5 protein-coding genes and 1 pseudogene are annotated in these 16,449 nt (G+C 43.4%); 2 read left to right on the plus strand and 4 right to left on the minus strand.

Features of this window, described 5'->3' with window-relative positions; genetic code table 11:
• Positions 1 to 822 precede the first annotated feature (822 nt).
• Positions 823 to 1,839 (minus strand): formamidase, encoded by a 1,017-nt coding sequence (locus EAE91_RS14380; RefSeq protein WP_214089099.1) that lies wholly within the window; start codon positions 1,837 to 1,839, stop codon positions 823 to 825.
• Positions 1,840 to 2,293: 454 nt separating this feature from the next.
• Between EAE91_RS14380 and EAE91_RS14385 the strand changes: the two genes are divergently transcribed.
• Complete coding sequence (locus EAE91_RS14385) at positions 2,294 to 3,847, plus strand: Fic family protein (protein ID WP_214089100.1); 1,554 nt, start codon at positions 2,294 to 2,296, stop codon at positions 3,845 to 3,847.
• Between the two features lie 103 nt (positions 3,848 to 3,950).
• A complete protein-coding gene (vapB, locus tag EAE91_RS14390) occupies positions 3,951 to 4,193 on the plus strand; it encodes a type II toxin-antitoxin system VapB family antitoxin (RefSeq protein ID WP_244868853.1) in 243 nt (80 codons plus the stop codon).
• Positions 4,194 to 4,513: 320 nt separating this feature from the next.
• On the opposite strand, the gene EAE91_RS14395 is transcribed toward vapB, so the two are convergent.
• The 3 genes and pseudogenes from EAE91_RS14395 to rtxA all read right to left on the minus strand — a co-directional run bounded on the left by EAE91_RS14395 (position 4,514) and on the right by rtxA (position 16,148).
• Complete coding sequence (locus EAE91_RS14395) at positions 4,514 to 5,074, minus strand: Panacea domain-containing protein (protein ID WP_011147420.1); 561 nt, start codon at positions 5,072 to 5,074, stop codon at positions 4,514 to 4,516.
• Between the two features lie 204 nt (positions 5,075 to 5,278).
• Positions 5,279 to 5,362 (minus strand): annotated as a pseudogene (locus EAE91_RS24275) (tail assembly protein); the annotation flags it as partial.
• A 205-nt stretch (positions 5,363 to 5,567) separates the two neighbouring features.
• Positions 5,568 to 16,148: an MARTX multifunctional-autoprocessing repeats-in-toxin holotoxin RtxA gene (gene rtxA, locus EAE91_RS14400; RefSeq protein WP_214089101.1), complete on the minus strand. Its 10,581-nt coding sequence runs from the start codon at positions 16,146 to 16,148 to the stop codon at positions 5,568 to 5,570.
• Between the last annotated feature and the right edge of the window lie 301 nt (positions 16,149 to 16,449).

The following is a 16,449-nucleotide window of genomic DNA, read 5'->3' on the forward strand; positions in this document are numbered from 1 at the left end:
ATAAAACGCCATAATCAATATAAATATTGATTACATTTAACTCCATGAAAAAATAATTTCAATTTAAAATTAATCCATTGATATATTATTCGATAATAATATAGCTAATATCACCCTTGATGCCATAGCACATTGATTATTAGATAGCATATTTTAGGGGAGTTTTTATTTAATGTGATTTATCAGATAGTAAGCAATATTAGAGTGAGAATAAGCTTTCATTTTTACATCGTTTAGTTTACTAACACCTGTCAATATAAACATTTAAGTTGCCTTACATCACAATCAATACCAAAGCATAAATCGTTTTTTCTCTAAATTTCCAATACGATTTTAGAATAATCGCTTCAAAATTAAAAATATTATCGTATATATCTTAATTAAATTAAACTCAGACTTTATATATCCAATTTACACTTAGAAAAACCAAATCAATTTTAAATAATCACATATAACATTAACTTATTTAGTAATTAAATAATAAACCTTTGATATAATCAATTAACAAACACTTCTATTATTTAAATAATAGCCGATAAGAGATTTATAATATTTTTAATGGTAAAAAAATGATTAAAATCAATAAATATAGAATATAATGTAAAAAAACATTATATACCCGTCATCAGAATAGTCAATATTTTTCACAAAACATCAGAAATACATTCAACCCCAGACACAATACTTCCACAACGATGTTTTTCTTTTAAACACAGTTAGTTACAAATTAATATTTTTATAAATATCATATGCTTTTTGCACAGAATGGAAAAATAACAACACCGCAATGACCTTGCGGTGCTGGATCATTCAACCTCTCAGTTATTCATCAATTTTCGGTAATGGCCCCAATTTCACACCTTCTGGATAATATTTCCAACCATCACGAATACGGATATTTTCATCCCAAGGCAGTTTATATTCACCGTTTGCCAAATCGCGCACCCAAGTCAAATAATTAGCTCTCTCTCCACCCGGTTTACCAACATAACCTCGGCAACCGAGATTAAAAATACTGTTCTCTAGCGCCCAATTCTCACGAGCCTTATCTGCCAGACGCGGGAACAGTTCAGCGGTAACAATTTCCCACGGATTACGCTGGCCTTGCTGGATAACGTTACCGTCATAATTACAAATTGTACCTTCACCGAAATAATAAAAAACCTCATCATAGCCTGCCAGGTTAACCGATACGGTATACATTAAGTTCTGCCAGGCATTAGTTCGATTCGTCCAAATCCATTGATCGTTAACTTGGGTAGAATAACCAGAAATGCGGATAAAAACATTACAGCCTTTATAGGCAGCTTCTCGCGCCAATTCAGGAAACATACCATCGTGACAAACACACACCGCCAGCTTCGCACCTTTTGGCCCCTCACAAACCGGCATTCCCAAATTACCTGGCATCCAAGGTTCAATCGGCACCCAAGGCTGCAATTTACGGTAATGTAATACAATCTCACCGTTACTGTTAATAATAATCGCGGCATTATAAGGTGGCTGTGACGAATCTTCATTACGTTCCATGACTGAAAACACGCCCCAAATATCATTGCGAATACAAGCCTGACGAAAACAATCCACTTCTGGACCATCTAATGATAATAGCATTTCATCATAGGTCCAGATCTTGGTATTTAATCCCTGAGCGGAATATTCAGGAAATACAATAAGATCCAAATCAGGATAACCGGCTTTAGTTGAATCCATTGTTTTACAAATCTGCTGTACTTGAACCTGAATATCTTCCGGTCCCTTAATTATAGGAACAGGATATTGAATAGCGGCAATTAATAACGCCTCATCCCATGCACTGACACTTCCTGTACTGCCCATAAAGACCTCTAAATGAATAGTAATTATTAAAATTGAATGACAAGCTTCATCGTTATACAAACAAATAGAACTTATCTTTACCCGTCGTTAAGCGATTTCACTAATGCATAATAGCGCCTCTTTTGTTTACAAAAATGCGATCTTTAACATTAAATAAAAAAATTAATAACTTTTTAGTAAAGAATAGCTTTGCAAATAGTCGAGCACTTTGAAAGAGTACAATCCGGCTTGAGCGATATGCGGAGTTATAAAAAATCCCAAACGATCTGTTTAGCCTTTGCAGCATGTTGACCATCAGCAATCAGTTGGCAAGACTTAGTTAGGACTTAGATTCACTGTATTTGAGTGTAAAAGCTAATAATGTAAGTTCGTAAAAGCTAGTAATTCAATATCGTAATAGCTAATATTGCATTCCCGTATTAGCTAATACTTGAACATCTGCTGGAAGAAAGACATGGCAAAAACTGGAAACGAAAGGTTGGCAGAAGCGCTGAGAGCTGCAAGCGATGCGGCCGTGGGCAACGTGCTGAGCTCTAAGTCAATCACTGATAAACAACGCACGCTTCTGATCAATAAAGGCTATTTCAAGCAAATCATCAGGGGGTGGTATCTCCTGGATGCAGATCTCACGACTGAAAAAGCGGGTGATTCAGTACTTTGGTATGAATCCATCTGGTCTTTCGTTGGACAGTACGTCGAAAGTATCTTCGGAGATGATTACTGGCTAAGTCCCGAATCCTCTCTTGATTTACATACAGCAAACAATGCCTTACCAAACCAGATAATTGTCTACACCTCAGACACGACGCCTCGCACACTTAACCTACCTAACAACATGAGTATGGTGATCATCAAGGGAAGGGTTCCCTGTAAGACTGTCAAAGTAAACGGTATAAATGTTCATTCGTTGGAAAGCGCACTCGTTGAAACTGGCCCACAAACTTTCAGAGCCAACCCTATAAGCATTCAGCTAGCACTCAGGAATGCTGATCTGAGTCTGCTTTCAGAAGCAGTACTGACAACCAAGAATGTTGCCTCAGGGAACAGATTAATTGGTGCCTACCAGCAGCTAAAGATGAGGGCCGAAAGCCGGAAACTACAAACCATCATGGAAGGAGCCGGTTTTGAAGGTATTAAGCAGGTTAACCCATTTGACCATATTCCGATGATAGTAGGCGGTAGTCGGGGAGAATCCCCAAGCGCAGTTCGTGTGAGGCTCTTGTGGCAGGAGATGAGACAAGCAGTCGTCGAGGTATTTGATGACTTTCCACCACCTTTTGACTTCTTTGAGTGCTCAATCGAAGAAACACACGCCATGATGAGCAACCTCTACATAAGCGATGCCTACAACTCACTATCCATCGAGGGTTACAAGGTTACGCCAGAATTAATCGAGCGTCTGTCTAAAGGTGACTGGTCGCCGGATACCATCCAAAGGGACAAGGAGCAGAAGGATGCAATGGCTGCCAGAGGATATTACGATGCCTTCAACAAGGTGAAAGATCTACTGCGTGAAGCACATGAAGATAAGGAAGGCTTGGACATCCACTACCTGATTGACGTTGGCTTGACTGACTGGTTCACTGCGTTGTTCAATCCCTGTGTAGATGCCGGAATTATCAACAGACTGGATTTGGCGGGATTTCGCAAAGGACCGATCTATATCCGCACTTCAATGCATGTACCGCCCTCCAGCGAGCAATTGATGGACTGTATGGAAGCACTGAAAGAGTTGATCGCTACTGAGAAACACTTTGTGGTAAAGGCTATCTTAGGGCATCTTTTTCTGGGTTATATTCATCCGTTCCCCGATGGTAATGGCCGCACTGCCAGATTCTTAATGAATTTCTTGCTGGTAATCGGAGGATACCCTTGGACGGTGATTAAACTCAAAAATAGAACTCAGTATCTATCAGCGTTAGAATCAGCCTCGGTAGGAAAGAATGTGAAGCCATTTGCGGAGTTCGTAAGGCAATCTATGCAGGAAGAATACAATATCGCAATATGAGTGGATATTAACCTGAGTTCTAAGATCGGAGCTGACAGGTCCCTTAGAGGCCAGCAAAAATAAATTCCTATTCGGGACCAGAAAGTTAAGAAAGAGGTGCGTCATGATATATCGAAGTAAAGTTTTTATGAGCAACCAAACTCAGAATGTGAGATTACCCGCAGATCTCCGTTTCCCTGACAATGTTAAAGAAGTTACTGTTAGGTCAAGAGGGAAGGAGCGAATTATTGCGCCCGTACAGAACACATGGGATAGTTTTTTTCTGTCTGATCAATCTGTGACTGACGATTTTTTACCTGGACGTCCTGATCAAGTAACAAGTGAAAGAGAATCTTTCGATGATTAAGTATCTGCTTGATACTAATATTGTGATTTTCACGATAAAAAACGCCCTGAATCTATTCAGCCTAAATTCAATAAGTTTTGCAACAGTAATTAAATAACATTTTAAACTTATATTGTTTTTAAATAAAGGATGATCGCCACAATTCAATATACACGTTCGATCATACGGTATGTCCAGTTTTAAAGAGCTAATATTTACAGCCAAAAAACATGTCTTCGTTTTTTTAGGGTAAAAAACTGGATCACAGCAGATAATATATAAGTGATCTGTATATCCAGATGGGATAAGTAAACTTCCTTTCCTTAAAATCCCACCCGGCATCACCGCAATCCTTGAAGAAAACAGTCCAGTTGTTGCCTTTCTATTAACTCTTGCGCCAATTTCTCAGCAACTTCTGGTGATTTACCGACAGCAATAAAAACAGAACTTGGTGAAATAGGATAAGAACTGCCGCCTGGATCTTGCCACTCAGTACAATGTTTATGGGTATACTCCACAATATCAAAGCGGCTCATATGACCGAATTGTTCCCAAATGGCATCCAGAACTTCTAATTCAGCATCAGAAAGAGATTCAAAATCATCCCTTGTTATACCTTTCCGTTTGAGTGAAATTTCATAATTCTTTTCACTTTTAATCCATGCCCCCCACCCAAATTCATCACTGGCGTAATCTCCAGTAATTAAATTTAAGGTTTGCGATAAAACTGGCCCTCTAGGCATAGATACCATTCGATCGCCAGTGATAGGATAGCCATAGTCATTCATAGATACCCTATCTGCCAGATAAAGCAACTTCATAAGCTTCAGATATGCCATGCGCCCGCCGCGCTTATACAGTAAGTAGGCAGCCATTTGGGCTACTTTTTCTTCGCAAAACATAGAAACCTCCAAGACTTTTTCGAAATACCAAACTGGCAATCTACACATATAGTGTACCTCTAAATGCGCAACCCTGACAAGGTTAACTCTAATAAAGTCAATGAGTTAGAAACTATATGTCTGATATATAAAGAATTAAAGATTCTTTATCTTTAGGCTAAAAAATGTATAGCAACCAACACAACCCAAAATGTTGCTGTATGATCATTGTTGATCTTCGGTATATATCCTGGCTGAAATAATTGCCCCACCAATCTCACGGGTTCCATATAATATAGGAACGGGAGAAACACCGAATGAATTATTTAAGGGAATACAAATGTGTTTACTTCCAGGTTAACAATGTTGCACTTATTATGTGAATCTACCGAGAATTAGTAAAATCATTAACAAATAAAACGCAGAAATAATTCCTGAATAGAAAACTCCAAAAATGGCCCACCTTTCTGTGAGCCACCTTATTAAAACTTTTTACTGATTTATAAAGAACTGATTAAACAAATTTCCCCTTACCAATCGTGACATCGGTCCACGCCGTTGCGATAACCGTTTTCGCCTGACTGTCCAGACCCGCAATAAAACCATTATCACCCACTGCCGGGGAAAAACTACTCATAGCCTGAATCAAAGAATCCACCGCATGATCTGACAGTGCGGTAAATTCACGTTCGCCTGACGCCTCCTTATCACTCATCCGAGTCACCAATTTGGCGCGATTGCCATTAAAGTAATCATTAAAGGTGACCGAACCCACCAATTCAAATCTCCCCTGAGCGGTGGTGTCCTGAGTATGGCGATTCACTGACAGCACCAAATCATACCCGCTGCGCTGGAACCACAGATTTTTCCAGTCAACACCGTTAAACAGAATCATATCTTCTGCGTTAATATCGCTCACTCGGTTATCAATTACTTCTTCGCCGATCACAAAGCTATCCATTCCTGCACCGCCCCGGAAATGGTTCTGATACCCGCCCAATACCAGCAGATCCTGACCTTCACCGCCGTAAAACTGGCTGAACTTTGAAATAGCCGCGGCTATCAGATGATCATCACCTTCACCACCATTAATCACCGCATGGTAGCCCATCAGCTTAATCACATCATTGCCGGAATAACCATCGATCCGGTTGTCATTACCAAATACTCTGGCAAAATCGTCGCCTCCTCCCAGTTCGGCCTGATTATTATTGCCGATGATCACCGTATAATCCTGACCTTCCCCACTATCCACCCGGTTATAGTTGCCGGAAGTGACGACGTAATCCTGTCCGTTACCCGCATCAATAAAACCGCCTTCACCAAAGACAAACACCTGATCATTGCCTTCCCCCATAGAGACATGGTTAATGCGCCCAGCCACCACTGCGGTATCGTCACCATTACCGCCAAACATCCAGTTTTCACGTCCCATCAGGATGCCAAGATCATTGCCTTCACCACCTGAAAAAATATTGGAAGTCCCTAGCGAGTAATAGACATCATCGCCACGACCACCCCAGAAGTTGTTGTTATCTCCCAGATAAGCGCCAAGATCTTTACCGTCGCCTCCCCAGTTGAAGTTATAGTTCCCCAACGATACATGGATATCGCCATCACCATGCAAATGGCCGCTGTTACGCAGGAAATCAAACGTTTTTTCTTCCATATTAAGCAGATCTGTCGTCAGGTTTTCTTTCAGGTTAACCACTAACGATTTCATTTCTTGCTGCTTCTTTTCGCTGAACAGCGTCGCAAATAAATTAGGTAAATTAAGCGAATTAAAACCAAATGCAGGTTTGGGTTTATTATTGGTCTGAGCATTTTCTCCATTGATACTCACCGAAGATCCTGATTCCTGACTCTCATCAGGCGTTTTCTCTTTCAGACCATGACTCTCCGCAAATGACCTAACGCCCTCCTCGCCCATATCAATGCCCGCCTCCAGGCTATCAAGTAACTTTTCTGGATTGGTGAAAGCTTGCAGTTGATCCCCACTAAATTCCCCAATCACTTCCAGCATCTCTTGCAGAATCGCAGCACCATCAACCGATTCGCCGGTGCGGGAAATAATTCTCCCCTCTGCCGTGTAGTTCACGCCAAAAATATCCGCTAAGGTGGTATCTGCATTTACACTCGCTAATCGACCTATCAGTTTATTCTTAAGCTGACGCGGCAAGTCCTGTGGATTATAAGTAAAGGTGGTTTTCGCCATGCCGGTTGCTGAATATTGCTGCGTCATCAGGCCAAATAGCGAACCTAAGTTAGTGTCGAGAATCGACTGGATATGGTCACCGAACATCAGGTTCCAGTTACCGGTTGTCACCTGAATATCGGCACCACGCCCGCCTACAGCAAAGTTGAAAGCCAGTTTTTGATTGGCCTGACGGAATTGTTCTATACGACTTATTTTACCCATACCAGTGCCTTTGCCATGTTCGCCTAGCCACTGGTTAAACTTCTTGTTCAATGTCAATTCAGCGTCATGCTTCAAGCCACGGCTGTTGCGCTCATGTTGCGAATCCAGATCAGTCAATGTGTTGTAGTCCACGCTGCTGGTTTGGTCCAAACCGGACATATCCTCCACAAATCTCTTCGCACCGGCGATGGTCCACTGCTGATCTTGCGCCACCAACCAATCTTGATCCTCACTGGAACCGGCAACCCCTTGCAGTACGTGGGCAATACGCGCAGCACCATCAAATGGATTAATCAGCGGCGGCGTTGGAATGGATTTATCCATCATTACAATCAGGTCATTACTGCGGCCTTGATTAAAGCTGATATTACGATTACCGATAAACATTTGCGCCCCTTCCAGCGCCTGGTAGCCTGCAATATCGAAGCTGTGTTTACTGTCACCATTACCGATGTGCACCATCACATTGTTATCACCGAAAGCCAGTGATTTAAAACCACCGCTACCCACTTTAATCCCGACGTTCGAGGTTCCCCAGTTGAGAGCAGTAAACTCGCCATCTCCCACATTCACCTGGATATTACCGGAGTAACTGAGCTGATTATTCGATTGATCGTCAGGGGCCACCTGAATCGTATTTTCACGTTTCTTGGGTTGAACCAACACTTCATTGTGACCGGTAATCGCCCCTTTAATAACGGTATCAGCTTCGGTATGTCCTACCCTGGAGAGGTTGATATCGCTTTCAGCAATACCGCGACGAACCTGTTCGGTATGTGTGAGCAGCTCATTGTTATCATTCCAACTTAATACGACTTTGTTATCAGACAGATTGTTAACCCATTGGTTATTTTGATCACGGGTAAATTTGCGTCCACCGGCATCAACAGCCACTTCACTACTGCGAGCGGAAACATCACTGCGAATGCCTTGTTTATCCAACACGGTGATAAAGCGACGAGCAAAGCCATCTCGTTTGTCATCACTTATCAAAGAACAACCCACAATACTGATGTGATCAGGTTTGTGAATTATGCTTTTACCCCGATTAACGTCCTGATAAAACCGCGTTAATCGGGTCGCCAATTCATCAGCAGCGTAACCACTCAGATGAATGTTATTCTGCTCCGATGTATCACGGCCATGACCAACAATCTGCCAACGTAACTTACCGGATAATCGGGCAAGATCACCATAAACCACACGATATTTGCCCTTAGAGTCAAGTTGAACCACTACGCTAGAATCTGAGTGTTTACCCGCCAGATTAGCCGCAGCTTTAGCGACGACCGGATCGTCCTCCATTTGGATAATAATCTGACCATCAAAGCGAGTTTCACGACCATCAGCTTGTGGTGTCACCCTCTCTATTTGCCAGTCACCGAGTGGTCTGCTCGTTTTCTTATCCTGATGAGTATCGTCGATGATCGTCGATTCCGGCCGTTTATTCTTACCCGATAACTCATCTAACTCTTCCACCGCTGGACGACTTTGTGGCTTCACTCTGGCATGTTTCTGATAGAATTCCCCAGTTTCTTGGAAAGCGTTATCCAGCGCCTGACTTACCCACACTTTGCCTTCTTCACCGGCAATATCCACCAGCTCTCTATAATTAGCCGTGTAGCTATTGAGTAACTGCTTACGTTGTTCATCACCGGTTATCTGTAATGCCTGATAAACCGCCAGACTTTCGTTGACAGAATGACCACCATCAAATACCAGAAACGCCAGCGTGTTGAGATAGCTCTGTCTGGCCGAGAAGGCAGGCTGTTCACTAGCAATCTGTTCACTAGCAATATAGTTATTGAGATGAACCATAATATTGGTCGAACCGGAGGCACCTGTCACCACAGAGTGACCTTGCGCTAACGCATGATGCTCAAATCTCGTTTCCCATCCGGGGACTAAAATTCGGCCCGCAGCAACCTTTCTGCCATACAAAAAATCATCATGCTTGTTATTAGCAGGCTGGTAGGGTAACGCTGTACCATAATCGTTAGTCTGCTTTTCGGTTATTTCAACGTCATATGTAACATCAGCCCCGCTAGTCAGTTGACTACTGGTCGAACGGGCTTTGGTGATAACATCCTCATAGAAGCGATCCCCTTTAACCTTCCACTCCGCACGATCCATCCCCATTCCTGGGGTAATCGCCATTTTTACTGCCAGAAATGGCACCTTAATCACAGCAAAGCCATCATTAACCTGAGTCATCATGGTCTTGAAACTGGCAAAAGTCGGTTCATCCAGAAACGCCGTCAATTCAGGTACCCGACTAAACCAGGGACGAAAATCCTTGTTAATGGCCCTGGCAAACCCCACCATCTTTTTAGCAATAATCTTCTCACGCTCGGCGACATCAGGATAAAAACCCCCGATCCACTGTTCAAATTTCTCTACCAGAAATTGTCCTGTCTGTCTGGAGGTGGTCATAGCATCCTGTGGCGCTGTTTTCACCAATTCATGGGCCAATTCAGAATCAAAATGGCGACCAAACAGGTTGTCAATATATTGTCCAGTCGCCTTTTCCTTACGGGCATCAGCCAGTAACTGCTGGGCTAGCGTGTGTAATTCAGGATGTGTCTGCAACTGGCTAACCGCATCCTCAAATAGCTTAATGGTTTCCTGTCGTGTTACTTGTCCGCTAAGCCAAAGGTTTTTGGCTCGTTCAATGAGCGGCATACCTTCGGGAATGGCTTCTTGCTGCAATCGGCTAACGAAAACGATGAGGCTTTCACTTTCAGTTTTAGGCGCTTCCCGTTCCGCCACAGAGTTAATCTGGGTCAATGGCTTGATTTGTAAATCAGTAAGACGATTAATTTCGCTTTGCGCGATATCACCTTTCAGACCTACCACACGCCCGAATCCATCAAAGGATACCTGTTGGTCAAACTGTGCAACATGGTCAGGCAATAAGCTAATCCCTAAAATCCCGGCTGATTCAGCTCTTTTTGCTTGAAGGTAAGCAACCAGTTCCCCCATCTCAAAACGCAAGCTTTTGACTAATCGGCAACGCTTGGCAAATTCATTGGGATCATGCTGTTGCCAATGAGCAAGCGCTTGCTCAAGCTGCAACATATGCTGCTCATCAGGTTGTTCGACCGCATTGTTGAAAGCCTCGCGTACAGCCACCAACGCTTTACTGGGCCGATCGGTATTTATCTGACCAAGATATCTTTTTGTCGAATCAATAAACTGTTTGTCACCCTGACTCAGCAAGAAAGGCTCAAACTCTCTCAGGATAGAAGAATGGGATTTCAGGCTATCTCCACCAGCCGTTTGTCCCAATCCTTGTAAATTGATACCCGAAATTACAGGTGCTTTTGTGATTAACTTTCTGGGTTGACTCAAGGCGGGTTCCACAACCCTGTCGGATGACGTGCCGGTAAGCAGCGAAATGATCGAAGCACCAATATGTTCTGCATGCATACTCCTGTTGATCTGTAGTCGATTAATCGCCCGCTGCGCACTATTCAATGCCGCCAAATCTGCGGCTGTTAGCGTTAGATCTTCACTGTTCCAGCCATTAGCTGCCGTTTTGGACTCAGGATTAATATGACTTTTCGGTTTCGCTACGTCGATTGGTGTATAAGCTTTTCCAGACAAGCCACTGCCGGTCGCCCCGCTACGATCTGGTTTTGCATCACCAGCCTGTTTCGCCCCTTTCGCATCAACCTGTACCTGAGCAGCTTTATTTTTCGCTACCGAGCTATCATATTCACCGCGTTGTTTTGCTTCTTCATACACGGCATAGGCGTCGCTTTCCGCTTGTGCTGCTCGCAGACGTTGTAAATCCGTTTCTTTCTGTCTTGATTTCGCTTTTGTACGCGCATCCTCAATATTGCCGTCCGCGTTCTTTATATTCTGATGACTTTGCTCTAAACCTGCTTCTGATTTGCCAATTGCATTTTTTACTTGTTGTTGATTATCGATAAGACACGGTTGTAAATCAGCTAATTTTTTCTGTGAAATAAATTTGGCGTCATCTAATTTTTCCTGAGTATGGTCCAAATATCCCACAGCAAACCGGTTACGCCACTCATCACCCGATTGACCCGTGTAATTGGCATAGCCATTAAGCGCATCCAGACGTTGAGTCATATAGAGTAACTCTTTCGTTATTTCTCTGGACTCTGCGTTTATTGCATCACGCTGTAGTTGTCCATTGGCACTCAGCGCATTTTGATCTGTTGATTCCAATTGGTATTGTGATTTTGAAATTATTTTAAGTTGGTCATCCCGTTCTTGTTCCAGAATGCGGCGATTTTCCTCCGCTTGCTCTTTATCACTTAATGCATTTTGCGCAGCGCTGCCCTGTTTTGCATGTTTAATAACAGCATCAGCTTGTGATAATGATTCACTCTGCGTCGAATCAACCTTGTCTCCAATATGCAAGGCGTTCTGGATAGCCTCAATATCAGGCACCTCCACCTGAGTTATCGTACCACTTAATTTATCACGCAAATTCGAACCAACGTTATCAATGGTATTCATATGGAAACCATCAATGGCAGACACTTCGGTTAAATTAATCGCTCCTCGGCCTTTATTAGTTCCAGAAGTGTTAGCCTCATTACCGTGAATCAAATAGCTAATCGCCTGACTACCTTCCACGCCTAACACAGTTCGTTTAATATTTTTAAACAGAAAAGGAAGGTTATTACTTTGCGTATTGCTTTCCGCAATAGAAAGAGAGTAGAAATCGCCGTTACCCACCTTAATCGCTACATTATTGCGGGCATAAGAGGCGTTAATCCCCAGACCATCACCAACATGAATATTGGCATTGCCTTTACCTTTCATGATCGCAACATTAAGACCATGCCCAACTTTAGTATTAACGTTATATTCACCCCACGCTGCGTTAATGGAAACACCATCCCCCACTTTAGTGTTGATATTAAAATCGCCATGCGTCGCAGTGATACTTAAACCATTCCCTACCGAAGTCGTAATATTCGCTCTGCCTTTTGCCGCAGTAACCTGCACACCATCACCCACTTTGGTGACAATATTCCCTTTACTCCACAAGGCATTAAAGCTGTCACCGTTACCTACCTGAGTCACAATGTTGGCATCAGCTTTGGCAAGTACGACATTACGCCCATCACCGACTTTGGTAATCACATTAGCTTTACCCCAAGCGCCGGTATAATCATCACCTTGCCCCACATGGGTGATGATATTGGCATCACCCTGAACAACGGTGATTTCCTGCTCATTACCCACTTTAGTAATGATATTGGCTTTACCTTTGGCGAAGTTATAACGGTTACCATCACCAACTTGAGTCAGGATATTAGCATCCCCCCAAACAGCATTAACGCCGATACCGCTCCCCACTTTGGTAATGATATTGGCTTTACCTTTGGCGAACCCCACCGTCGTACCATCACCAACATGGGTCATGATGTTACCCACATCGGAAATAAGTAAACCGACTGTTGTCCCGTCCCCTATCTTCGTTAGAATATTGCCCTTACCGAATAGCACAGCAGCAGTCGTTGATGATCCCTTATGAGTGATGACATTCGCTTCCGCCGCCGCAAACACCCCCATAAAATCATCACCCACTTTGGTGACAATATTCGCCTCTCCTAACGCCAAAACACCAGTTAAGCCATTGCCGGAATGAGTCATAATATTGGCTCGACCAAACATTGCCGCCAATGTTGTGCCATCACCTACTCTGGTCATGACATTCAGCTCACCGGCAAATAAGCCAATACTGCTGCCATTACCTACATGCGAATAGATATTGGCCTCACCAACCATCAAACCGAGCGCCAAATCATTGCCTGCTTTCGTCAGGATATTGCCCTGCCCGATCATCGCGGCAAAAGTTGAGCCATTACCAATATGGGTCATCACATTAGCCTCACCGATCATGGCTGCCAGCGTCATGCCGTTACCCACTTTGGTTGCAATATTGCCTTTAGCCAACATCAAGGCAACACTCATTTCATCACCAATGTGAGTAAACACATTGCCGGCAGCGATCATCAATGCCAGCGCCTTACCATCCCCCACTTTGGTAAAAACATTCCCCAAGCCTCCCATCAACCCCCATGCATCGCCGTTGCCAACATGAGTAAAGATATTGCCCGCACCAATCATAGCCGCAATCGCCGTTCCATTACCCACTTTGGTAAAGACATTGCCTGCGGCTCCCATCACTCCCAGAGTCTGACTGCCACCGACATGAGTCAACACATTACCTATGCCGAGCATAATACCCGCGGTGTCACCGTTTCCGATTTTGGTCAAGATATTAGCGCCACCTAACATCACCCCCGTCGTACTTCCATTGCCAATATGAGTAAACACGTTGGCACCGCCGCCCATCAGCGCAATAGCACTACCTCTGCCCTTTTTCGTCAGAATATTGGCACCGCCTAATGCAACCGCCGTGGTACCTGATATTTCATCATCGTTGAGATGCGTGATAATGTTCGCACCACCAAGCATACCGGCAACCACATCACCAGCGCCAAGCTTAGTCAGCACATTGGTGCCCCCCACCTGTACTGAGGAGAGTTTCCCCTTACCGGTTTGGATCATCACATTAAAACCACCGGCACTTAACCAATCGGCGTTGCCATTACCTATTTGGCTATGAGTGTTGTACCCCCCAAGCATGATAACTCGGCTATCGCCATTACCTTGATGGATCGAAATATTACCCACGGCCAAAAGATGGGCTAGATACCGCCCATCACCGATTCGAACCAATACGTTTGCCGCACCGCCAGCGTAAACGTTCATTTCTCCACGCTGGCTTTGATGAACCAGTACGTTTGCCAGACCTGCGCCACGGAATGTCAGATTGCCCTGTTCCCCACGTCTCACAATCACATTGGCAGCACCCGCGCCTTCAAAATTGACATTGCCGCGTATAACACTGGAGGTAATGACATTGCCACCCCCCATGCCCTTGAAATTAATGTCACCGGAGCTGTCACCCATATCGGCGGATGATTTCACCAACTCCTGATGACTGTACTCTTCGGTATGTGCTAAGTGCTCAGAAACACGGCATACTGAATTCACTTTATATTGCAGATTAGTTAGCGAATATCCGCCCACATCCATCGAGCGATAACCATTTTTGCGCGAAAAATCTTCAGCAGCCAGATTGCCGGTATGATCACCCGCTTTGTACCACGCACTGGCATAATATTGCAGTGCGCCAGTTTCAGGATTATTCGCCAATTCAACCATTACCACTTTGGTATATGACTCAACATATTTGGCATAAATATAAGTGTTCGGTTGACAGTTCGATTTCACCGCCGAAACATCTAATATCAAACCACCAGAATGGATTGCATGCCCATGCATTTTGGCATCAACCAACGTGACATCTCCTGCTCTGGCATTGGTTCCACCGGCATAAGTCACCCACTGGTTCTCCTGCAAATCTTCTTCAACCGTATGTTGAATAATAACGGGGTGATGATGTTCGAAGATTAAATTAGAGAGACGGTAACCACCATTGATGCCTATATCAGTAAATCCATTGCTTGAAGAGATATTCTCCGTAGCAAGATTATTAAGATGATTACCCTGTTTGTACCAAGAAGTGGCGTAATAACCGAGCTTACCGGTTTCAGGATCATTTCGGAGTTGGACTTTACTAACCTTAGTGTACATTTCATCGGCAAATGCAAAAAGATAAGTGTCAGGCTCGATAGTTGATTTAATACCTATTACTTGTTGGGATTGCTGAATCCAACTTCCTCCCATTGTCGCTGTCGTTAACACGATCTCTTCGGCTTTCGCATATTCCAGAGCGCCATCACGAGAACCGCTATCTGCGCCGATTCTTGATATTTCATTGTAAGCACCGGCACCATCGAAAGTAATATCACCATGTGCGACATCAGAATAAATCCGGTTATAGCCTCCTGCCCCTTCAAATTCGATATTACCGTGGGTCTGTCCATATTGATCTTGACTTTGGCGCAAACGCTCAATACGGTTTGATGCCCCGGCACCATGCAAAATAATATTGCCTTCTCTGCCTTTACGTATAATGTGGTTATCAGCCCCGGCACCGGTGAAATTAATATTGCCATTTTCAACCCGCGAACTAATACTATTTGCTGCTCCCCCACCGTCAAATTTCACATCGCCGTGACTTCTCTCATAGTGATCATGCCAGGTACGATCAATTTTATTACCGGCCCCGGCACCGAAAAAATTTAAATCTCCCTGATTCGTTTCATGCCATAATTCGTTATAACCTCCGACACCTTCAAAAATCACCTCACCGGATTGCCCTTTACGATTCAGACCATTATAAGCAGCCACCCCAGAGAAATTGAGATTACCGTGGCTCCCCCGGTGATCAATAGCAACCCCTCCCGCCGCGCCAGCAAATGAAATATCACCATTACCGCTCTTATCAATACCCGAATAACCCGCAGCACCATGTACTGACAGATTACCTTCCTTATCCACTATTTTTAAATATCCAGCACCGCCATTAACGACCTTATTACCTGAATCGGCATAGACCGTCGCCCCAATTGATCCGAGGGTAATACGATCATCTCCTCCTTTGGCATAAATAACCCCTCCTACACCGATGGCAACAATATTATTGCCATCATCATCATCGTAGTATTTCCCAGTAAAGAAATATTCTGTACTACGATTTGATGATTTTCCCATAAATAGTCCTTTAATTTAAGCTGAGGTTAAATAGAAAACCACTGCATCTGACAGATACAGCAACGGTTTTAAGAATCTAGTTTTCCGTGGACAGCGCAAAATCACCGTTTTCCCACAGTAAAAATATAATGACAGCCATTAATCAGGTATTATTTGTATAATTTGACCTAATTAGGCAGATTAATCTAATTCCATTGAGTTATTATTTCATTGATTGTTTATTTTACGATCAACCAAATAATGAGAAAAAACATCTTTGTTATAACTGATATCAAAGATAATTGTTCGAATTTTTTAAACA

The sequence above is a fragment of the Photorhabdus noenieputensis genome (assembly GCF_018448935.1).
GTDB classification, from domain to species: Bacteria; Pseudomonadota; Gammaproteobacteria; order Enterobacterales; family Enterobacteriaceae; genus Photorhabdus; species Photorhabdus noenieputensis.

Excerpts from the sequence above, each read along its gene's own strand:
- rtxA (WP_214089101.1), bottom strand. The coding sequence starts at position 16,148 with ATGGGAAAATCATCAAATCGTAGTACAGAATATTTCTTTACTGGGAAA.
- EAE91_RS14385 (WP_214089100.1), top strand. The coding sequence starts at position 2,294 with ATGGCAAAAACTGGAAACGAAAGGTTGGCAGAAGCGCTGAGAGCTGCA.
- EAE91_RS14380 (WP_214089099.1), bottom strand. The coding sequence starts at position 1,839 with ATGGGCAGTACAGGAAGTGTCAGTGCATGGGATGAGGCGTTATTAATT.
- vapB (WP_244868853.1), top strand. The coding sequence starts at position 3,951 with ATGATATATCGAAGTAAAGTTTTTATGAGCAACCAAACTCAGAATGTG.
- EAE91_RS14395 (WP_011147420.1), bottom strand. The coding sequence starts at position 5,074 with ATGTTTTGCGAAGAAAAAGTAGCCCAAATGGCTGCCTACTTACTGTAT.